The 20,219-nt window shown below is 66.9% G+C and carries 19 protein-coding genes; 5 read left to right on the top strand and 14 right to left on the bottom strand.

Features of this window, described 5'->3' with window-relative positions; genetic code table 11:
* Positions 1 to 1,253 precede the first annotated feature (1,253 nt).
* Complete coding sequence (locus tag VQ065_RS30970; RefSeq protein WP_003096771.1) at positions 1,254 to 3,683, top strand: hypothetical protein; 2,430 nt, start codon at positions 1,254 to 1,256, stop codon at positions 3,681 to 3,683.
* Here VQ065_RS30970 and gbcB read toward each other — a convergent pair.
* The gene (gbcB, locus tag VQ065_RS30965; RefSeq protein WP_003096769.1) at positions 3,677 to 4,777 is read right to left on the bottom strand and encodes a glycine-betaine demethylase subunit GbcB; all 1,101 of its coding nucleotides are present in this window, start codon (positions 4,775 to 4,777) and stop codon (positions 3,677 to 3,679) included. The genes VQ065_RS30970 and gbcB overlap by 7 nt on opposite strands.
* A 424-nt stretch (positions 4,778 to 5,201) precedes the next feature.
* On the opposite strand from gbcB, the gene gbcA reads away from it, so the two are divergent.
* The 3 genes from gbcA (at position 5,202) to VQ065_RS30950 (ending at position 7,507) form a co-directional block, all read left to right on the top strand.
* On the top strand, positions 5,202 to 6,491 hold the full coding sequence (gene gbcA, locus VQ065_RS30960) for a glycine-betaine demethylase subunit GbcA (RefSeq protein ID WP_003096766.1): 1,290 nt from the start codon (positions 5,202 to 5,204) through the stop codon (positions 6,489 to 6,491).
* A gap of 274 nt (positions 6,492 to 6,765) precedes the next feature.
* Positions 6,766 to 7,326 (top strand): HdeD family acid-resistance protein, encoded by a 561-nt coding sequence (locus VQ065_RS30955; RefSeq protein WP_003096765.1) that lies wholly within the window; start codon positions 6,766 to 6,768, stop codon positions 7,324 to 7,326.
* 4 nt (positions 7,327 to 7,330) lie between these two features.
* Entirely contained in the window at positions 7,331 to 7,507 is a 177-nt protein-coding gene (locus tag VQ065_RS30950; protein ID WP_003096763.1) for a hypothetical protein, read from the top strand.
* Here VQ065_RS30950 and VQ065_RS30945 read toward each other — a convergent pair.
* The 13 genes from VQ065_RS30945 to VQ065_RS30885 all read right to left on the bottom strand — a co-directional run bounded on the left by VQ065_RS30945 (position 7,504) and on the right by VQ065_RS30885 (position 18,348).
* Complete coding sequence (locus VQ065_RS30945) at positions 7,504 to 7,794, bottom strand: cell division protein ZapA (protein WP_003096761.1); 291 nt, start codon at positions 7,792 to 7,794, stop codon at positions 7,504 to 7,506. The two genes, VQ065_RS30950 and VQ065_RS30945, sit on opposite strands and share 4 nt — an antisense overlap.
* Positions 7,791 to 8,024 carry a hypothetical protein gene (locus VQ065_RS30940; RefSeq protein WP_003105710.1) on the bottom strand — a complete coding sequence of 78 codons (234 nt, stop codon included), beginning with the start codon at positions 8,022 to 8,024 and terminating at the stop codon, positions 7,791 to 7,793. The genes VQ065_RS30945 and VQ065_RS30940 overlap by 4 nt, the downstream gene beginning before the upstream one ends.
* Before the next feature lie 95 nt (positions 8,025 to 8,119).
* A complete protein-coding gene (locus VQ065_RS30935) occupies positions 8,120 to 8,353 on the bottom strand; it encodes a hypothetical protein (protein WP_003096756.1) in 234 nt (77 codons plus the stop codon).
* A gap of 23 nt (positions 8,354 to 8,376) precedes the next feature.
* Positions 8,377 to 8,781, bottom strand: a complete 405-nt coding sequence (locus tag VQ065_RS30930; RefSeq protein WP_003117179.1) for a hypothetical protein — start codon at positions 8,779 to 8,781, stop codon at positions 8,377 to 8,379.
* A gap of 31 nt (positions 8,782 to 8,812) precedes the next feature.
* Positions 8,813 to 9,019: a helix-turn-helix domain-containing protein gene (locus tag VQ065_RS30925; protein WP_003096753.1), complete on the bottom strand. Its 207-nt coding sequence runs from the start codon at positions 9,017 to 9,019 to the stop codon at positions 8,813 to 8,815.
* A 7-nt stretch (positions 9,020 to 9,026) separates the two neighbouring features.
* Positions 9,027 to 9,596: a hypothetical protein gene (locus tag VQ065_RS30920; RefSeq protein ID WP_003096751.1), complete on the bottom strand. Its 570-nt coding sequence runs from the start codon at positions 9,594 to 9,596 to the stop codon at positions 9,027 to 9,029.
* A gap of 124 nt (positions 9,597 to 9,720) precedes the next feature.
* Positions 9,721 to 10,494, bottom strand: coding sequence for an electron transfer flavoprotein subunit beta (gene etfB / locus VQ065_RS30915; protein WP_014604129.1), 774 nt, complete (start codon positions 10,492 to 10,494; stop codon positions 9,721 to 9,723).
* A gap of 35 nt (positions 10,495 to 10,529) precedes the next feature.
* Positions 10,530 to 11,762 (bottom strand): electron transfer flavoprotein subunit alpha, encoded by a 1,233-nt coding sequence (etfA, locus tag VQ065_RS30910; protein WP_014604128.1) that lies wholly within the window; start codon positions 11,760 to 11,762, stop codon positions 10,530 to 10,532.
* Between the two features lie 118 nt (positions 11,763 to 11,880).
* On the bottom strand, positions 11,881 to 13,842 hold the full coding sequence (gene dgcB / locus VQ065_RS30905) for a dimethylglycine demethylation protein DgcB (RefSeq protein WP_003096746.1): 1,962 nt from the start codon (positions 13,840 to 13,842) through the stop codon (positions 11,881 to 11,883).
* 103 nt (positions 13,843 to 13,945) lie between these two features.
* Positions 13,946 to 16,006 carry a dimethylglycine demethylation protein DgcA gene (gene dgcA / locus VQ065_RS30900; protein WP_003096745.1) on the bottom strand — a complete coding sequence of 687 codons (2,061 nt, stop codon included), beginning with the start codon at positions 16,004 to 16,006 and terminating at the stop codon, positions 13,946 to 13,948.
* A 15-nt stretch (positions 16,007 to 16,021) separates the two neighbouring features.
* Positions 16,022 to 16,552 carry a DUF5943 domain-containing protein gene (locus VQ065_RS30895; protein ID WP_003096743.1) on the bottom strand — a complete coding sequence of 177 codons (531 nt, stop codon included), beginning with the start codon at positions 16,550 to 16,552 and terminating at the stop codon, positions 16,022 to 16,024.
* A 126-nt stretch (positions 16,553 to 16,678) separates the two neighbouring features.
* On the bottom strand, positions 16,679 to 17,656 hold the full coding sequence (locus tag VQ065_RS30890; RefSeq protein ID WP_003106042.1) for a dipeptidase: 978 nt from the start codon (positions 17,654 to 17,656) through the stop codon (positions 16,679 to 16,681).
* Positions 17,657 to 17,877: 221 nt separating this feature from the next.
* Complete coding sequence (locus VQ065_RS30885; protein ID WP_003096740.1) at positions 17,878 to 18,348, bottom strand: nuclear transport factor 2 family protein; 471 nt, start codon at positions 18,346 to 18,348, stop codon at positions 17,878 to 17,880.
* 153 nt (positions 18,349 to 18,501) lie between these two features.
* On the opposite strand from VQ065_RS30885, the gene cls reads away from it, so the two are divergent.
* Positions 18,502 to 19,974 (top strand): cardiolipin synthase, encoded by a 1,473-nt coding sequence (gene cls / locus VQ065_RS30880; protein ID WP_073660167.1) that lies wholly within the window; start codon positions 18,502 to 18,504, stop codon positions 19,972 to 19,974.
* Positions 19,975 to 20,219 lie beyond the last annotated feature (245 nt).

Here is a 20,219-nt window from a genome sequence, read left to right as displayed (position 1 = left end):
ACTCCCATGCCAGGAGAACCTGGCCAATCCACAAACACTGTGGAGTCGAATGTGAATAACGTGTTCGCAGTCGCTTCCGCGCGGCGCCCTGCCGGGCTCTTCGGAGGTTGGTCGGTTTTTGAGCGAAAACAGCCGTTTGTGAAAGGACGATGAAGGTTCAGGTGAAAAGCGCTGACGAAACGGTGACGGGCATTGTCCCTGCGGGACCCAGACAGGCCTGTGGATAGAAAAGCAAGGAGCGAAGTGGGGGCAAATGCCGCAAACCCCCTGCGCGGACGTAACGGCTTGAGGAAAAAGACAAAATTCTCCCGCTCCGATGGCGCTGGAACAGCGGTTGCGGCCGCCGCCGGGAATTTCCCCCAATTCCTGTTGAGGTCAGTGTGCAGAGCCTGTTTATAGAATGCTGGGAGCCAGAGGGCCCGCGCCTTCCAGGCTATTGGTCAAGAATTGAGCGGATTTTCTGTCAACAGGCTGCCGGCTTGCTTTAGGGGGCATGTGCACAAACGCAGGGTTGCTCACAAAAGGCCTGGAAAGCCTTGTGGACAACCTGTATGGATAGTTCTGTAAGCCTTATAAGGTAAGGCCTGCATGGAGTTGGTCAATAAATGGTCAGGCCGGGCGGGAAGGGATGAAGAGCCAGAATAGGCCAGGTTTTTTCTTCATCCTGTGAATATTTTTCTGGTTTTCCCCAAGGGGAGTGTAAAGCCCTGTGGAAAAATTGTTCGCTCACGCTTGGGCGGCCGGACGGCGGGGTCTCTGGCGGATTGATCGTTAAATGAGCAGGAGACTGCGCCTAGCGCGAGCGGAGGAGAAGCGCGATTCACCCGGAGGGTAGCCGGATGTGCTGGCGGAGCCCATGCGCCAGGGCGAGTGGACATCGTCGGTATAGCGATCGTTGACCCGCGGGGTATCAGGGGGTCTCATGGACCACACGGTCTGTGGATAAGTCTGTGATCAACCTACCCTCGAAAGGCCTCTCCAGAGATCGGCAAGGGCTTTGTTCCTGGAGCCTGAAACCAACTTGAAGTTGTCGTTTTTACCTTTAACTTCAAATGCTTACAATCGATCGTCGAGAACGCCAAGGTGGCGAGAAGACACCTGTATGGAATTCCAGTCCGAATGTGGACAACCTTGGCGCCCTGGTGTTTTCAAGTATGAGAAGGACAGAGCTGCGCGATGGCTCTGGTGGTTGGCCGGAGCCTTGATTACCCTTGGCTTTTGCCAGGAAAGTGGGATGGATCATGGATGATCGGATGTCAGACAAGCCGCTCGGCCGCTTGTTGCTCGAAGGCCTCGGCGAGATCGCCTGGATCGCCGTGCTGGTGGCCCTTGGCGTCCTCCTGCCGTTGCCGCTGGTAGCGCTGGGTTGGGCGCTGCTGCTGGGCGCCGAGTGGGCCATGGATCGTTGGCGCGGCAAGGTGCCGTATCGCCTGCAACAGGCGCTGTTCTTCTGGGTTCTGGGTGGCGGCATCGCCCTGGGCCAGGCACTGCCGGGCTTCTGGCTGGGACTGGGCGGTGGCTTGCTGGCGGTGATCGGCGGCGTGCTGCTGCAGATCCGTTTCGAGCGTGGCCTGCGCCTGGAGCGCCAGGCTCCGCAGGCGCTGGACGTACCGCTGCCGGCGGGAGGTAGCGCCTGGGGCGGCGAAGCGCCCGAGCGAACCCCCGAGGGCGAGCCGATCCGCCTGTTCGACGGCGGCGAGATCGCCATGGGCGGCCCGCTGGTATGCCACTACCTGATGCCCGACGGTTGCTTCATCCCCGACTGCAATCCTTCGGCACGCTTTTCCAGCGATGGCCGCCACTTCGTTTCGCCGATACCGAGCCGAGGCGCGTGGGGCCTGGCGATCTTCGACCGGCAGGAGCGGTTGCTTTACCGCTGTGCCGTGGACAACTTCTGGGAGCTGGACAGCGTCACCGAGCGCGAGGTGATCGGCCGGCACAGCCCGCTGACGTCCAACGCACCGCAGCGCCTCGAGCTGCAGGCGCTCAAGGCCGGCAGCGAGGCCGAGGCCTTCGTTGCCATCGGTGACCTCTGGCTGCCCGAAAGCGAATGGCAGCGCTGGAGCGGGGATCTGCGCGCGCAACCGCTACCGTCCCCGCTTGGCGGGCCCGCGCTGGAAATCCGCCCCTGGCTGCCGGCCAGCCTGCTGGCCCTGGACGATCCTTTCGCGCCGCTGCGCGCCAACCGCGGCGAGCTGTGGATAAACGGCGAGGCCAGCGGCCTCTACCTGTCGCGGGAAGCGCCGCCATTGGCTTGGAACGATGACGGCCGGGCGCTGGCGCTGCAGGCAGCAGGCGAGCCCCTGGGGCAGGATACCTACTGGCTTTGGCGAGAGGGTGGCGGCCTGCGTGCGCTGGGCGCGCCGTGGTCGGCGTTGCCCGCCGAGCCCCATGCCGGCGGGCCCGAACTGCTCGGGCTGGAGGATGGCTGGCTGCGTTTCGGCCTGGACCTGGCGCAACCCTGCCTGACCTACGAACGCTACGGCACGCTGGGTTCGTACAGCCATTCCAGCCTCTACCTTCTGCACGCTCGCGATGCGGACGACCGGCCGCGCTGGCGCGAGGCCGACATGCCGCGCCTGGACCTGTTGCTGCCCCTGGATGGCGCGGCCGGCAGGCCGGGATGCCTGTTGCAGAGCGCACCGCTGGCCGATGGCAGCCGGGCCGTCTGGGAGTGGTTGCGCGACGATCAGGAGGCGGAGCGCGGCGCCTATGCCTTGCGCCTGGGCGACTGGCGCCTGGATGGCGAGTGGACGCTCGACCACCGCGTGTCCGATTGCGGTCGCTACCTGGCCCTGGTGGCCTTCGCCGAGGCGCCGACCCTGCCGCAGCGCCTGGCCATACTCGATAGCCGGGAGCGGCGTCTGGAGTGGCTCGCTGAGCCGCTGGCCGATCTACACCTGCAAGGTTTCATCGATGGCCAGGTGCATCTGCTCCACCTGCTCGGCCGCAACGCCTACCAGCCGCCGGGCGGGCCGGGCGAAGGCGACCCCGGCCTGTTGCGCCGCTTCGACGAAGGCTTGCCCGAGCCCGGCGCCTGGCACGCATTCGGCCGCTTCCACGACGACTGGCGGCATTACTACGAGCAGGCGCGGGTGGCGTTCGATGGCACGGCCTGGCGGCTGTGCCCCGCGTCGCGCTGGCTGGACGCACCGCCGCGGCCCTGGAGCGACGGCAACTTCGTCTTGCCGTCGGTGGGCGCGAAGGACGCCGCCTGGGGCTTCGGTTTCCACTACGAGGGCATGCACCGAGACGAGGACGTGCGCGCCGGGTTCAGCCGCGATGGCTACCTGCTGACCGCGTCGGGCATCGGCTTGGGCAACCTGGCGGCGCCAATGATCTGGTCGGCGGACGGTCGCTACCTGGCGCTGACCCGGCACGTCCAGCGCTACGAGGAAAGCGAGCTGGAGCGGGACCAGTGGCGCCTGCTGCTGCTCGACGTGCAAGAGCGGACGTTGCGTCGCTACCGCGACGACCTCGGCGAGTACCCGTGCTTCGACAGCTTCGACGACGACCTGTGCTTCCGCTGCGCGGGGACGGGGCGCTACGTGCTGGCCCTGGACTCGCTGCTGAAGGCTCCCGCCGAGCCGCTGCAGGCCTGCGCCGGACGCTGGCTGCCGGCCGAGGAACTGCCGCGGCGGCGCTACTGGGAGCGCCTGGCGTTTCCCTCGCGCCCTCAGTAGTCGATGACCACGTCGCCCTTGGGCACGCTGCAGCAGGAGAGGATGTAGCCTTCGGCGACATCCTCGTCGGTGATCCCGCCGTTGTGCTCCATCTCCACCTCGCCGGCGGTCTTCATTACCTTGCAGGTGCCGCAGATGCCCATCCCGCAGGCCTTCGGAATGTGCAGGCCGAGCTTGGCGGCGGCGGCGTGCACGGTTTCCCCGGGGCTGACGCGGATGCTCTTGCCGGTGGCGGTGAATTCCACCTGGTGCTGGTCGGCGACCGGTACCTCCGGCGCCTCGGCGGCTTCCGCGGCCAGTTCCCTGACGTCGGCGCGGACCTCCGGCGGAGTCGGCCCGAAGGCTTCCTCGTGGTAGCGGCTCATGTCGTAGCCGTGGCCCTGCAGCAGGTGCTTCACCGCGCTCATATAGGGCGTCGGGCCGCAGCAGAAGATTTCCCGCTCGAGGAAGTCCGGGGCGATCAGTTCCAGCATGCGCAGGTTCAGGTAGCCACGGTAGCCGGCCCAGGCTTCGCCGAGGCCGTGGCGCTCGCAGATGATGTGCAGGCTGAAGTTGTCGATCCGCGAGGCCATGTGCTCCAGCTCGCGGTGGTAGATGATGTCCTTCGGCGAACGGGCGCTGTGGACGAAGACCATGTCGACGTTGGCGTTGGTGTCGAAGAACCAGCGCGCCATGGACATTACCGGGGTGATGCCGACCCCGCCGGAGAGGAACAGCACCTTGTCGGCCGGGAAGTCGATGGCGTTGAACAGGCCGACCGGACCGTGCACCGGTAGCTCCTGGCCTTCCTTGAGGTTGTCGTGCAGCCAGTTGGAAACCCGCCCGCCCGGCACCCGCTTGATGGTGATGGAGAAGCTGTAGGGCACCGAGGGCGAGCTGGAGATGGTGTAGGAGCGCATCACCGGCTCGCCGTCGATCTCCAGCTCCAGGGTGACGAACTGGCCCGGCTTGAAGAAGAACAGGATCGGCTGGTCGGCCATGAAGCAGAAGGTGCGCACGTCCCAGGTTTCCTGGATGACCTTGACGCAGCGCACGAGGTGCCGGCCGTTGGCCCAGGTCTGGGTGGTGACCGGATTGAGGAAGTTGCTCGACATGATGATCTCTCCGCGCGCACGGGGCCGAACGATGGCCTGATGGGGCGGATTGTGCGCATCGCCGTGGCCGCTCATTTACCTGCCAGCGACATTTACATGCTTATCGCGACCTGCCTGCTGGGGCGCGGCCCGGAGCGTCGGAAACGGATGCGGTCATGTCGCCCATGGATAAGGTCGGCGGCGGGCGCGGGCCCACACTCCAGACCAGCCGAGACGAGGGTTTGCATGAACCCCGGGAGGGTAGAGCCCGGACGTGTAGAGCGACTGACCTTCATTCCCGCCACGGCGGGGCCCGTCCATCGGCAGGGCGGGATTCTGGACGCCGCGCCGGGATGAGGAAGGCTGTGAACGCCACCTTGCGTAGCAACCGTATCAGCCACTTTTTCCGCCGCCACCCGCGCGGGGGCGGCATGAGGAGTTACCGATGGACGTCACTTCCACCCTGAGTCTCGGCGATCCCCTGGAACCGGCCCGCAAGGCCACCGCCGACATGCTGCGCAGCCGCGACCACAGCTTCTCGCTGCCGCAGCCCTTCTACTGCGACCAGCGCCTGTTCGAGATCGACATGCAGGAGATCTTCCACAAGGAATGGCTGATCGCCGGCATGACCTGCGAGATTCCCGCCAAGGGCAATTTCCTCACCCTGCAGATCGGCAAGAACCCGGTCCTGGTGATTCGTGGCGCCGAAGGCCAGGTGCATGCCTTCCACAATGTCTGCCGGCACCGCGGCTCGCGCCTGTGCGTGAGCGAGAAGGGCAAGGTGGCCAAGCTGGTCTGCCCCTACCACCAGTGGACCTACGAGCTGGATGGCCGCCTGCTGTTCGCCGGCACCGAGATGGGCGCCGACTTCGACATGAAGGAGTACGGCCTGAAGCCGATCCAGGTGAAGACCGCCGGCGGCTACATCTTCATCAGCCTGGCGGAGAACCCGCCGGCCATCGACGACTTCCTGGCGACGCTCGAGCACTACATGGAGCCGTACGACATGGAGAACGCCAAGGTGGCGGTGCAGACCACCATCCGCGAAGCCGCCAACTGGAAGCTGGTGATCGAGAACAACCGCGAGTGCTACCACTGCAACGGCTCCCACCCGGAACTGCTGAAGACCCTGCTGGAGTGGGACGACGTCACCGACCCGCGCGCCAGCCAGGCGTTCAAGGACCAGGTGGCGGCCTGCACCAGCGCCTGGGACGCCGAGAAGATCCCGTACGCCCACGCCAGCTTCGGCCTGCGCAATCGCATCGTGCGCATGCCGCTGCTGGACGGCACCGTGTCGATGACCATGGACGGCAAGCAGGGCAGCAAGAAGCTCATGGGCCGGATCAAGAACCCCGACCTCGGCTCGATGCGCATCCTGCACCTGCCGCACTCCTGGAACCACTGCATGGGCGACCACCTGATCGTCTTCACCGTGTGGCCGATCAGCGCCCAGGAAACCCTGGTCACCACCAAATGGCTGGTGCACAAGGACGCGGTGGAAGGCGTCGACTACGACGTGGCGCGCCTGCGCGAGGTATGGGACGCGACCAACGACCAGGATCGCCGGCTGGCCGAGGAGAACCAGCGCGGGATCAACTCCGACGCCTACCAGCCTGGTCCATACTCGAAGACCTACGAGTTCGGCGTGATCAATTTCCTCGACTGGTACAGCGAGCGCATGCTGAACAACCTTGGCGAGGAGTCCGCCCACGTGCGCAAGGTGGCCGGCAGCTGAGCCGGACGAGGCGCCCCCTGGCGGGGCGCCGCTGCGGAGGAAAGGTCATGGACAACCTGCTGTTCTACGTCAGTTCCGCTTTCGTCAGCCTGCTGCTGGCCTGGAACCTGTTCGCCTGCTGGCGCCGCCAGCGGCCGCCGGAGAAGTCCCGGCCCTGAGCCCGCGCGCTCGCCTTGCCTCCCGCCTCCGCCCCCTGACAGCCTCCCGGCAAAAGGACTAAGGTGGGAGGACTCAACCTGAACGGGCCGCTCAAGGGCGCCCTCTGGAGGCAAGCGTGGAAAACAATCCCCTGTGGGCCGAACTGGGCAAGCACTGGAAACTGGTGGCCCTGCGCGGCGTGGCGGCGCTGGTGTTCGGCGTCCTGACCCTGCTCTCGCCGGCCCTGGCGCTGACCGTGCTGGTGCTGTTCTGGGGCGCCTACGCGCTGGTGGACGGGGCGTTCGCCCTGATCGCCGCGTTCAACATGCGCAGCGACGGGCAGTTCAACTGGCCGCTGGCGCTGGTCGGGGTGATCGGCGTGGCGGCCGGCCTGGTTGCGTTCTTCTGGCCGCAACTGACCGCCATCGGCCTGCTCCTGATCATCGCCGGCTGGGCGCTGGCGATGGGCATCTTCCAGATCGTCGCGGCGATCCGCCTGCGCAAGTCGATCCAGAACGAATGGTGGATGATCCTCTCTGGCGCCATCTCGGTGCTGTTCGGCGTGCTGATGATCGCCAACCCCGGCGCCGGGGCGCTGGCGGTGGTCTGGGTGATCGGCGCCTACGCGGTGTTCTTCGGCGTGCTGCTGGTCATGCTCGCGCTGCGCCTGCGCAAGACTTCGACCCTGAAGGCCTGACGCGGTGGCGGCGAAGCCGGCGGAGGAAACGCGCTGGTGCCTGTGGCGCCAGGACGACAACGGCAATGCCTTCGTCATGCGCCGCGACCTGACGCGCGACGAGGCCTGCGCGCTGGTCAAGGACTACCAGGCGCGCGGGCATCGGCAGCTGTATTGGGCGAGTCCGCAGGCGCGCGACTAGCTCGATGCCCCGGCGATCCGCTCGACCAGCGCCTCCAGGCGCTGCTCCACCGCCCGCAGGCGCGGCGACTCGCCGTCGTTCGCGCCGAGCTGGCGGGCGCAGAGGTTGAGCGCGGAAAGCACCACCAGCTCGTTGCTGGTGACGTAGGGAAACTTGCGCTTGTTGGCGTCCACTTCCGCCTGCAGCAACGCGGCGGCGTCCGCGAGGGCCCGCTCCTCGCCGGCCGGCACGCGGATCGAATAGTCCCGGCCGAGGATCGACAGGACCTGGACGCCGTCGCGGCTCATGCGCTAACCGGTTGCTGCGCGCTGAGGCGCTCGACCAGGGCTTCCAGGCGGGCCTGGGTGCCGCTCTGCTTTTCTTCCTGCTCGAGCATGGAGAGTTGCAGGGTTTCGTTTTCCTCGGTGGCCTGGCGCAGCTGCTGCTGAAGCTGGTCGTGGCTGTCGCGCAGGGCCTGGTTCTGTTGCAGTAGCTCGGCTACCAGGGTTTCCAGGCGTTCCAGGGTGTTCTCCAGCATGATCTCGTCCCAGTCGTTCAAAGGGCGCGCAGGATAAAGAAAAGCGCCTGCCGAAGCCAGGTCCGTGGTCGGTTGCCAGGCTTCGGCACCCGGCTTCACCAGTGAAAGCTGCCGCCCAGCGAGTAGTGCCCGGGGTCGGCGACGAAGGGATCGCGATCGGTGGCCGGCGGGCAGTTGCGCCGCTTCAGGCAGTCATCGGCGCGCTCGGCGTAGCTGCGTTCGTCGCCGCTGACGCGGAAGTCCGGAAGGCTGCCGGAGAAGGAGGGGTAGCCCTGGGCGCAGCCGACCAGGAACAGGCACGGCAGGAAAGGGAAGAGGCGTCGGCTCATGGGGATACTCCGGTGGGCGGGGATCATTGGGGTTGCTCGACGATGCGGCGGATGGTGCCGCCGCAGATGTCGGTGAAGCAGCGGTCGTAGTCGGAACCGCAGTTGAAGTTGCCGGAGCCGCCGAAGCCGTTGTAGCCGAACGAGGAGGAATAGCCTGGTGCCAGGCATTCCTTGCGCGCCTGCTTCTTGCTCTTGCCCTGGCTGCAATAGTGGTAGCTGCGCCGTTCCGCTTCGCGCAGGCGGTTTTCGTTCTGCCATTCCAGGCGCGCGAGGCTTTCGCACTGGCTCTGTTGCGTGCGGCACTGGGCGACGCAGGTGCGTCCCGCCTCGCTTGGCGGCATCACGTACTGGTAGCGGACGGAGGGGCCGCAGCCCGAGATCAGGGCGAGCGCGAGCGCAACGCCCGAGAGGTTCAGGTGTCTGTTCATGGTTTCTGGTTGGGAAAGGGTGGAGCGGGGATCAGTCGTCCGCGACGTATTCCAGGATGTCGCCCGGCTGGCAGTCCAGGAAGGCGCAGATCTTCTCCAGGGTGTCGAGGCGGATGCCCTTGACCTTGCCGTTCTTCAGCAGGGACAGGTTCTGTTCGGTGATACCGATGGCTTCCGCCAGCTCCTTGGAGCGGACCTTGTTCTTCGCCAGGATGACGTCTAGTCGGATGATGATCATGGGGTCGTCATATGAAGGCTCTTACTTCTTCGTCCAGTTTCCTGGCTTCGCTCATCATCAGGCCGAACGAGCAGAGAAAGATCGCCTTGAGGAACTCGTAGGCCGCTTCGGAAGTGAGTCCTATCGAAACGCTCAGGACACGCTCGCCGTCGGGCAGGTCGAGAGATAGTACAAGACCTTGCAGCGTATTGATAAATGGCTGGAGCAAGAGTGCCAGGAAGGACAGCAGGCCGATGTGCACCAGGGTCCTGGCGTTGCGCTGCGACCAGCGTTCGCCCTTGGCCAGGCGGCGGAAGAACAGGCCGGTGAGCGCCAGGCCGAACGCGGAAAGCAGGGTCGGCAGGTAGTCCAGCAGCATCAGCAGCGCCCGGCTGCTCCAGGACAGGACGAAGCCGTCGCTGGCCAGGCGCGGCATTTCATCGCTCCAGGCCTGCAGGTAGCCCTGCTCGCTGAGGCCGGAGAACCAGAGGTGGGTGTTCGCTCCGAGTTCGATGCAGGCCATGCCCCAGGCCAGGATGGCGCAGAGCATGCCGAGCAGATAGAGCTTGTGGTTGCTGAGATGCGTGGACAGCGCCATGCCGGGTTCCCCTGTGTGTTTCGCGTCTGGATGGCGAAACTAGGGAATAAATTATCGTAATACAATAATTTATCGTCACCACGTCATAACTTGTGATCTGGCGCACAGTGCGTTCTGACCCGCTTCAGCGGATCACGCCTTCCTCGCGCAGGAGCTTGAAGATGGCTTCGGCGCCGGCTTCCGCCGAAAGATCCTTGAGTACCTGCCCGGTACCGCCGGAGGCCTTGGCGGTGGCGGCTTTCATTCGCTCGGCGCCGGTCTTCGCCTTGATTACCTTGAGCCGCTTCGGTCGCGGCCGGGCCGGTTGCAGGCTGTCTTCGGCGAGCAGTGGGTCGTCGACCACCTCCACCTCATGGGCCTCGATCTCGCCACGCCTAGCCGGGCCGAAGGCGCTCTGCCGGGCCGCCGGTGCGGCGTTGTCGACGCTGGCGACGAACGGCAGGCGTACCCGCAGCCGGCGTCGCTGCCCGCGAGGCAGAGCCTGGAGGACCTGGGCGCTGCCGTCTTCGACCTTCTCGACCTCGGCCAGGCCGACCACCAGTGGCCAGCCCAGGCGCTCGGCGAGGAGGAAGGGCAGCATCCCGGAGCCTTCCCCGGTTTCCGCCTGGCTGCCGGTGAGCACCAGTTGCGCGCGGGAGTCGCGCAGGTGCTCGGCCAGTGCGGGCAGGGCGTCGGCGCCGGCCGGCTGTTCCAGCACGGACAAGCGTTCCAGGCCCATGCCGAGATAGCCGCGCAGCGCCTCGGCGTGCGGGTCGCCGGCGTGCAGCACTTGCAGGCGCGGGCCGCTCAGGCGCAGGCCGAGTTCCACCGCGCGGGCGTCCTGTTCGGCGCGGCGCGGGCGTCCGGAGGCGGGGTGGGCGCCGATGGAGACCAGCGCGACGATGTTCAGCTCAGTCATGGTTCGATACCGATGAAAGGTACGTGGAAGCGGGTTCAGGCCGCATCGCGGGCGGCGCCGTTGCGGTGTGCCTCGGCCAGGCGGATCAGCGCGCGGAGGATTTCCGTCGAGTCGCCGATCACCGAGAGATCGGCGCGCTTGATCATGTCGCAGCCGGCGTCGCGGTTCACCGCCACCACCTTGTCGCAGGCGCCGATGCCCTGCAGGTGCTGGATCGCCCCGGAGATGCCCACCGCCAGGTAGACCCGCGCGGTGACCCAGGTACCGGTGGCGCCGACCTGACGGTTGCGCGGCATGTGCCCGTCGTCCACCGCCACCCGCGAGGCGCCCTCGGTGGCGCCGAGGGCGGCGGCGGCCTGGTGGAACAGCGCCCAGTCCTGCACGCCGTTGCCGCCGGAGAGAATGAACTCGGCCTCGGCCATGGGGATCCGCGCCGGGTCCACGGCCACCGGGCCGAGGTCCTCGATGCGTGGCAGGTTGCGCGCCACCTGCGCGGCCATGTGCAGTTCGCGAGCCTCATGGCGGGTTTCGCTGACCGGCTCGGCGCATTCCGCCGCGGCCAGCAGCAGGCGCGGCAGGGCGCGCTGGATGTCCTCGCGGCCGGCGCCGGCGCGGCCGATGCAGCGGCCGTCCTCGACCTGCCAGACGCGTCCGGCCGGCCGTTCGCCGAGTGCGGCGGCCAGGCGCCGGCCCAGTTCGCCACCGCCGTTGCGACTGTCCGGGAACAGCCAGTGGCGCGGGGCGAGCTGGTTCTCCAGGTTGCGCAGGGCGAGTATTCGCTGCTCGGGCGCGTAGCCGTCGTACTCGCCGCCGGCGAGGTGCAGCAGGCGGTCGACGCCGGCGCTGTCGAAGGCGCTTTCCTTGTGTTCGCCGAACACCACGGCGAGCACCGCGCCGTCGTTGCCGGCGAGCTTGCGGGCCAGTCCGAGGAGGTCCTTGTCGTGGCTGGAGAGACGGCCGCCGACCATGTCCGGGACCACCGCGACGAGGAATGCCGGTTGCTCGACCACATGCAGCGGCAACTGCGCTTCCTGCACTGCGCTGGCGCGGCGCGCGCCGCTGCCCTGCTGGCCGCCGGAGCGATCGATGCGGCGGATGCCGTTGGGGCCGACGAAGCCGACGGCGTGCGGGTTCTTGCGGACCACGCCGTGGGGGCCCATCCAGCGCACCTCGCCGCCTTGGGCGGAGTGCATGGCCGCATGCAGCGGATGCAGGCGGTTGCGGGCGATCCATTCGGCGCGTGGATCGCGACGGACGATGTCGTTCATGCGGAATGCTTCCTGTGGCTGCGGCTACCCGATCCCGCGGCCCCCTCCCTGGAGGGAGAGGCCGCTATCCGTGCTGCCCCGGTCAGCAGCAGATTCGATGTGAAGCTCGACACTCTCATCAATGCACCTCCGCCACGGCTTCACGCCGCACCGGCTTTTTTGCCGGCGCTTCCGCCTGCTCTATCAGCGCTTCCGCCACCAGCTCGGCGATGTCCTTGATCTCCGGCCGCGGTGCCACCACGCCTTCGAGCATCGCGGTGCACTGCGGGCAGCCGACGGCCACCAGCTCGGCGCCGGTCTCGCGGATGTCGGCCATGCGCATGTCGGGAATCCGTTGCTTGCCGGGGATGTCGGTGATCGGCGCGCCGCCGCCGCCGCCGCAACAGCGCGAGCGGAAGCCGGAGCGTTGCATTTCCTTGACCTCGATGCCGAGTGCGCGCAGCACGTTGCGCGGCGCCTCGTACTCGCCGTTGTAGCGGCCCAGGTAGCAGGGGTCGTGGTAGGTGACGCTGCCGGCCTTGCTGCGGCCCGGTTGCAGCGTGCCGGCGCGCAGCAGTTCGTCGATGAAGGTGCTGTGGTGCAGTACCTGGTAGTCGCCGCCGAGGGCGCCGTATTCGTTCTTCAGCACATGGAAGCTGTGCGGGTCGCAGCTGACGATGCGGGTGAAGCGGTATTTCGCCAGGGTCGCGATATTGCGCCTGGCCAGGTTCTGGAAGGTCGCCTCGTCGCCCAGCCGGCGCGCCACGTCGCCGCTGTCGCGCTCCTCCAGGCCGAGCACGGCGAAGTCCACCGCGGCCGCCTTGAGGATCTTCACGAAGGCGCGCAGGGTGCGCTGGTTGCGCATGTCGAAGGCGCCGTCGCCGACCCAGAACAGCACGTCGGCGCTCTTCTTCTCGCTCATCAGCGGCAGGTTCAGGTCGGCCGCCCAGTTCAACCGGCCGCCGGGGGCGAAGCCGCCGGGGTTGTCGGTGGCGATCAGGTTGTCCAGCACCTCGGCGCCCTTGTTCGGCGTGGCGCCTTTCTCCAGGGTCAGGTGGCGGCGCATGTCGACGATGGCGTCGACGTGCTCGATCATCATCGGGCACTCCTCGACGCAGGCCCGGCAGGTGGTGCAGGACCACAGGGTGTCGGCGTCGACCAGGGCCTTGCCATCCAGCGCGACGATCGGCTGGTGCGGGCCGCCGCCGTGCTCGCCCAGCGGTTTGCCTGGATAGGGGCTGCCGGCGAACTTCGCGTCGTTGCCTCCGGCCAGGCCGATGACCATGTCCTGGATCAGCTTCTTCGGGTTCAGCGGCTGGCCGGCGGCGAACGCCGGGCACATCGCCTCGCACTTGCCGCACTGCACGCAGGCGTCGAACCCGAGCAACTGGTTCCAGGTGAAGTCGCTGGGTTTTTCCACGCCCAGCGGCGCCTGCGGATCGGCCAGGTCGAGCGCCTTGAGGCCGGTGGAGCGGCCGCCGCCGAAGCGTTCGGCGCGGCGGTGCCAGGCCAGGTGCAGGGCACCGGCGAAGGCATGCTTCATCGGCCCGCCCCAGGTCATGCCGAGGAACAGCTCGGACACGCCCCAGGCCACGCCAATGGCGAGGAGGCCGGCGAGGAACCAGCCGCCGAAGCCTTCCGGCAGGATGCCGGCCACCGGCAGGGTGGCGAGGAAGAAGCTCGCGGCGAACGCCAGCAGGCTCTTCGGCAGGCGCATCCAGGGGCCCTTCGACAGCCGCGACGGTGGGTCGAGGCGGCGGCGGGCGACGAACAGCGCGCCGACGAACATCAGCGCCGTGGCCGCCAGCAGGGCGAAGCCGAGGATCCGGCCGTGCAGCCCGAAACCGTGCACCAGGATCGCCAGCAGCGCCGCCAGGACGAAGCCGCCGGCGGTGGCGACGTGGGTCCTGGACATGTACCTGTCGCGCTCTACCACATGGTGCAGGTCCACCAGGTAGCGACGCGGCATCTGCATGAGGCCGCCGATCCAGTCGACCTTGGCGGGTCGGCCGCGGCGCCACATGAGGAAGCGCTTCGCGGCGCCGAGCACGGCAAGTGCCAGGGCGGCGAAGAGCAGGACGGGGAGGAGGGTGTCGAGCATTTCTGGTCTCCCTGCGGGACGTCAGGCGGCGCTGGATCGGCCCCCTCTCCCGCTTGCGGGAGAGGGGGAGCGGCCGTGCCGGTCGGATGCCACGAGGCGTGTCTTAGAAATCCTTGCACAAGCGCAGCGCGTCATAGATCGCCGCATGGGTGTTGCGCTGGGCCACGCAGTCGCCGATGCGGAACAGCAGGTAGCCTTCTCCGGGCTGGCTGAGGCAGGGCTGCGGCTGGATCGCGAACAGCGCCTCGACGTCGATCTGGCCCTTGTTCCGCGAGCCCTGCTTGAGCGCGTAGTAGAGGCTCTCGTCGGGGCGCACGCCGTTTTCCACCACCACCTGGTCGACCACCCGCTCTTCCCGCGCGCCGGTGTATTCGTTCTCCAGCACCGCCACCAGCTTGTCGCCCTCGCGGTAGACCTTCTCCAGCATGAGGTCGCCGGTCATGATCACTTCCTTGGGATACATGCTGCGGTAGTAGGTGGGGAAGGTGGTGCCGCCGATGGCCACGCCCGGCTTGATGTCGTCGGTGACGATCTCCACCTGGGCGCCCTTGTCGGCGAGGAAGTCCGCCACCGACATGCCGCTGAACTCGCAGATGGTGTCGTAGACCAGCACGTTCTTGCCTGGCTCGACCGTGCCGTCGAGCACGTCCCAGCTGCTCACCACGAGGCCGTCGGCGGCGCCCCAGTGTTCGTTCTGCTCGAGGAACGGATGTCCGCCGTTGGCCAGCACCACCACGTCCGGGCGCAGGTCGAGGATGGTCTCGGGGTCGGCCGCGGTGCCCAGGCGCAGGTCGATGCCCAGGCGCGCCAGCTCCAGCTGGTACCAACGGGTGATGCCGGCGATCTGGTCGCGTTGCGGCGCCTTGGCGGCGGTGGTGATCTGGCCGCCGAGCTGCTCCTTCTTCTCGAACAGGGTCACGTCGTGGCCGCGCTCGGCCGCCACGCGGGCCGCTTCCATCCCGGCCGGCCCGCCGCCGACCACCACCACCTTGCGCTTCGGTCCGGCGGACTTCTCGATGATGTGCGGCACGCCCATGTATTCGCGGGAGGTCGCGGCGTTCTGGATGCACAGCACGTCCAGGCCCTGGTACTGGCGGTCGATGCAGTAGTTGGCGCCGACGCACTGCTTGATCTGGTCGACCTGGCCCATCTTGATCTTGGCGATCAGGTGCGGGTCGGCGATGTGCGCGCGAGTCATGCCGACCATGTCCACGTAGCCGCCTTCGAGGATGCGCGTAGCCTGGTTCGGGTCCTTGATGTTCTGCGCGTGCAGCACCGGCACGTCGACCACTTCCTTGATGCCGGCCGCCAGGTGCAGGAACGGCTCCGGCGGGAAGGTCATGTTGGGGATGACGTTGGCCAGGGTGTTGTGGGTATCGCAGCCGGAGCCGACCACGCCGATGAAGTCGAGCATGCCGGTATCGCTGTAGTACTTGGCGATCTGCTTCATGTCCTCGTGGGACAGGCCGTCCGGGTGGAACTCGTCGCCGCAGATGCGCATGCCGACGCAGAAGTCCTCGCCGACCTCGGCGCGCACCGCCTTGAGCACCTCGAGGCCGAACTTCATGCGCCCCTCGAAGCTGCCACCCCATTCGTCGGTGCGCTTGTTGACCCGCGGGCTCCAGAACTGGTCGATCATGTGCTGGTGCACGGCGGACAGCTCGACGCCGTCCAGGCCGCCTTCCTTGGCGCGGCGGGCGGCCTGCGCGTAGTTGCCGATGACCCGCCAGATCTCCTCCACCTCGATGGTCTTGCAGGTGGCGCGGTGCACCGGCTCGCGGATACCCGACGGCGACATCAGGGTCGGCCAGTGGTAGCCGTCCCAGCGCGAACGGCGCCCCATGTGGGTAATCTGGATCATGATCTTGGCGCCGTGCTTGTGCATGGCGTCCGCCAGGTTCTGGAAGTGCGGGATGATCCGGTCGGTGGACAGGTTCACCGAACTCCACCACTGCTGCGGGCTGTCGATGGCGACCACCGAGGAGCCGCCACAGATGGCCAGGCCGATGCCGCCCTTGGCCTTTTCCTCGTAGTACTTCACGTAGCGCTCGGTGGTCATCCCGCCGTCGGTGGCGTAGACCTCGGCGTGGGCGGTGGAGAGCACGCGGTTGCGGATGGTCAGCTTGCCGATCTGGATCGGCTGGAACATTGCTTCGAAGGCCATGACCCTTTCCTCGGCTTACAGGGGTTTGACGACGAACAGGCCGTCTTCGTGACCGTCCTCGGCGCCGCTGTAGACCTGTTCGGCCACGGTGCGCAGGCTGCTGCCGCGGGCGGCGAGGATCTGGTCCATGGCGCCGGCGAACCAGCCGGTGAACATGTAATCGACCTTGCGATTGACCTTGCCGTAGACGTAGACGAAGGCGGAGTGCCGCAGGCGGACCTCGGCGGTGCCTTCCTCGAGGTTGATCCGCTCGATCTCGAACAGGCCCCAGCCGCGCTGGGACAGGCGCTTCATGTAGTGCTCGAACACCGCCACGCCCTCCAGGCCGTGACATTCGGCTTCCTTCTCGCACCAGTGCCAGGCGGACTTGTAGCCGGTCTTGTAGAGGATCTCGGCGTAGGCGTCGGCGCCCAGCACTTCCTCGATGCCCATGTGGTTGTTGACGAAGAAATGTCGCGGTACGTAGAGCATCGGCAGGGCGTCGGTGGTCCAGACGCCGGTCTCGCTGTCGACCTCGATGGGCAGTTGGGGGGCATGTTTGGCCATGGTGTAAGCTCCGATTCTTTTGACTCCCTCTCTCCCTTCGGGGAGAGAGGCGGGGAGAGGGAAGATGGGTGCGATGCAATGCCCCTCCCTGGAGGGAGAGGCGACGAGTCGGGAATGGGCCGGGAGTTACTCGCCCCAGACGTCGCGCAGGACCCTTACCCAGTTCTCGCCCATCACCTTGCGCACCACGCGCTCGGGCATGCCGCGCTCGAGCAGGGTCTCGGTGAGGTTGGGGAATTCGCCGACGGTGCGGATGCCCAGCGGGTTGACGATCTTGCCGAAGTTGGTCAGGCGCCGGGCGTAGCCCTTGTCGTGGGTCAGCCACTCGAAGAAGTCGTGGCCGTGGCCCTGGGTGAAATCGGTGCCGATGCCGATGGCGTCCTCGCCGACGATGTTCATCACGTACTCGATGGCCTCGGCGTAGTCGTCGATGGTCGAGTCGATGCCTTTCTTGAGGAACGGCGCGAACATGGTCACGCCGACGAAGCCGCCATGATCGGCGATGAACTTCAGCTCCTCGTCGGACTTGTTGCGCGGGTGTTCCTTGAGGCCGGACGGCAGGCAGTGGGAGTAGCAGACCGGTTTCTTCGATTCGAGGATTACCTCTTCGGAGGTCTTGCTGCCGACGTGGGAGAGGTCGCACATGATGCCGACCCGGTTCATCTCCGCGACGATCTCCCGACCGAAGCCGGAGAGCCCGCCGTCACGCTCGTAGCAGCCGGTGCCGACCAGGTTCTGGGTGTTGTAGCACATCTGCACGATGCCCACGCCGAGCTGCTTGAACACCTCGACGTAGCCGATCTGGTCCTCGAATGCGTGGGCATTCTGGAAGCCGTAGAGGATGCCGGTCTTGCCCTGCTCCTTGGCCTTGCGGATGTCCGCGGTGCTGCGCACCGGGATCACCAGGTCGCTGTTGTCGCGGATCAGCTTGTTGCTGGCGACGATATTGTTCACCGTCGCCTGGAAGCCTTCCCATACCGATACGGTGCAATTGGCGGCGGTCAGGCCGCCCTTGCGCATGTCCTCGAACAGTTCGCGGTTCCACTTGGCGATGATCAGACCGTCGATGACGATGCTGTCGGCGTGCAATTCGGCTGGGCTCATCTGGCATACCCCTTTCAGGCTGGGCGCGCCGGGACTTGTGCCGACGCTTTGGGGGCAGCATATCGTCGGGGCCCGGCGCGACCCGGCCCGAAAACGACCAGGGTCGTGCCGAAAGCGTCAAGCGTGCGACCGCAACGACGGAGGGCAATGTCGCGGATGGAACAGGCGCTGGCCGCCCGGGGCCGCCAACGGGGAGTGCGCGCGCCCCTGCCGGCGCGGGTTCAGAGGCCGAGTTCGCCGAGCGACGGATGGTCGTCCGGCCGGCGCCCCAGGGGCCAGCGGAACAGCCGTTGGTCCTCGCGGATCGGCAGGTCGTTGATGCTGGCGTGACGTTCGTACATCAAGCCCTGCTCGTCGAACGCCCAGTTCTCGTTGCCGTAGGAGCGGAACCAGTTGCCCGAGTCGTCGTGCCATTCATAGGCGAAGCGCACGGCGATGCGGTTGCCGGTAAACGCCCAGAGTTCCTTGATCAGCCGGTACTCCTGCTCGCGCTGCCACTTGCCGCTGAGGAATTCGACGATCCGCTCGCGGCCGCGGACGAAGGTCGAGCGATTGCGCCAGACGCTGTCGGGACTGTAGGCCAGCGAGACGCGCTGCGGGTCGCGGCTGTTCCAGCCGTCCTCGGCGGCGCGGACCTTCTGCGCGGCGGTTTCGGCGGTGAAGGGGGGAAGCGGGGGACGGACGTCGCTCATGGCGGGCTCCTCGGTCTGCGGTGGTTTTCGATGGGAACAGCGTAGGGCAGGGCGAGCGCGGCCGAATGACGTCGATCCCACGGATCCTGCCAATCCCGCCTCGCCCCCTGGCTGTTTGCCAGGCTGGCCAGACCTACCCCGGAGAGGGCTATGATGGCCGCCACCGGAGTGGACAAGGATCGACCTCGCGCAATGACCTCCACCACCTACCTCGGCCTGCTGCTGGTCGGCATCCAGATACTCGGCTTCGTCGCCGCCATCCATGCCGTGCTCACCGTGCGCACCGCACAGGGCGCGATCGCCTGGGCCACCTCGCTGGTATTCATGCCGTACCTGACCCTGCTGCCGTACCTGGTGTTCGGTCGCAGCCGTTTCGACGCCTACATCGAGGCGCGGCGTCAGGCCAACCGCGAGATGCACCTGGCGGCCGCCGAGCTGGACTGGCGTCCCTGGGTCGAGGAGGCCCTGGCGGCCCGCCAGGTCAGCGGCTACAAGGGGCTCAAGGCGCTGGTGCGGATGACCCGCACGCCGACCCTGGCGAACAACCGGGTGCGCCTGCTGGTCAACGGCGAGGCCAGCTTCGAAGCGATGTTCAAGGCGATTTCCGCCGCCCGCCAGGTGATCCTGGTGCAGTTCTTCATCGTCCGCGACGACGCCCTCGGCCAGCGCCTCCAGCAACTGCTGCTGGAACGCGCGGCCAACGGCGTCGAGGTGTTCTTCCTCTATGACGCCATCGGCAGCCACGCGCTGCCGCACCGCTTTGTCGAGCGGCTGCGCCAGGGCGGCGTGCAGGTGCACGGCTTCAGCACCGGCAGCGGCATGCTCAACCGCTTCCAGGTGAATTTCCGCAACCACCGCAAGGTCGTGGTGGTGGATGGCGAGTGCGGTTTCGTCGGCGGGCATAACGTCGGCGTCGAGTACCTCGGCGAGAAGCCGCCGCTGGCGCCCTGGCGCGACACCCACATGGAACTGCGCGGGCCGGCGGTGGCGTGCCTGCAGGAAAGCTTCGCCGAGGACTGGTACTGGGCGACCCACAGCCTGCCGCCGCTGATCCTGCCGCCGCAGTACGACAGCGAGGGCGCGCTCTGCCAGGTGGTCGCCAGCGGCCCGGCGGATGCCCAGGAAACCTGCTCGCTGTTCTTCGTCGAGATGATCAACGCCGCCCACGAGCGGGTCTGGATCACCTCGCCGTATTTCGTTCCCGACGAAGCGGTGATGGCCGCCCTGCGCCTGGCGGTGCTGCGCGGCGTCGACGTGCGCCTGCTGATCCCCTCGCGCCCGGACCACCGCACGGTGTATGCCGCGTCCAGCCTCTACGCGCTGGAAGCGATCCGTGCCGGGGTCAAGGTGTTCCGCTACCAGCCCGGCTTCCTCCACCAGAAGGTGGTGCTGGTGGACCGCGACACCGCCGCCGTCGGCAGCGCCAACCTGGACAACCGTTCGTTCCGGCTGAATTTCGAGGTGATGGTGGTGACCGTCGACGAGGGCTTCGCCGGCGAGGTGGAGGCGATGCTCGAGGCGGACTTCGCCGAGTCGCTCGAATTCACTCCGGAAGACCGCCGCAGCGTGCGCCGCCTGCAGCAACTGGGGATGCGCGTGGCGCGGCTGGTCTCGCCGATCCTCTGAAAACCTTCGCGGACTCTGTACGTCGGCAAAACCGCGTTGGAAACGGCTTCGGAAAACTCGGTTGCCGTTCGGAGACTCCGCTTCCCCGGCTGTTTTCGCCCGGTTTCTCCAGCTCGCCAGATCGTCGGCAGGTCCTGAGCGACGCCTCTGCCGCCCGCCGACCGCGCGGGCGTGCAGCTTTTCCCTAGCCAGCGACTACAAAAATCATAATTTCGCTATTCCCCGGCTCTGAACAGAATGCGGCC

Source organism: Pseudomonas sp. KBN10P06128 (genome assembly GCF_037574945.1).
Classification (GTDB): domain Bacteria; phylum Pseudomonadota; class Gammaproteobacteria; order Pseudomonadales; family Pseudomonadaceae; genus Pseudomonas; species Pseudomonas aeruginosa.
This window is presented reverse-complemented; position numbering and strand designations above follow the sequence as displayed.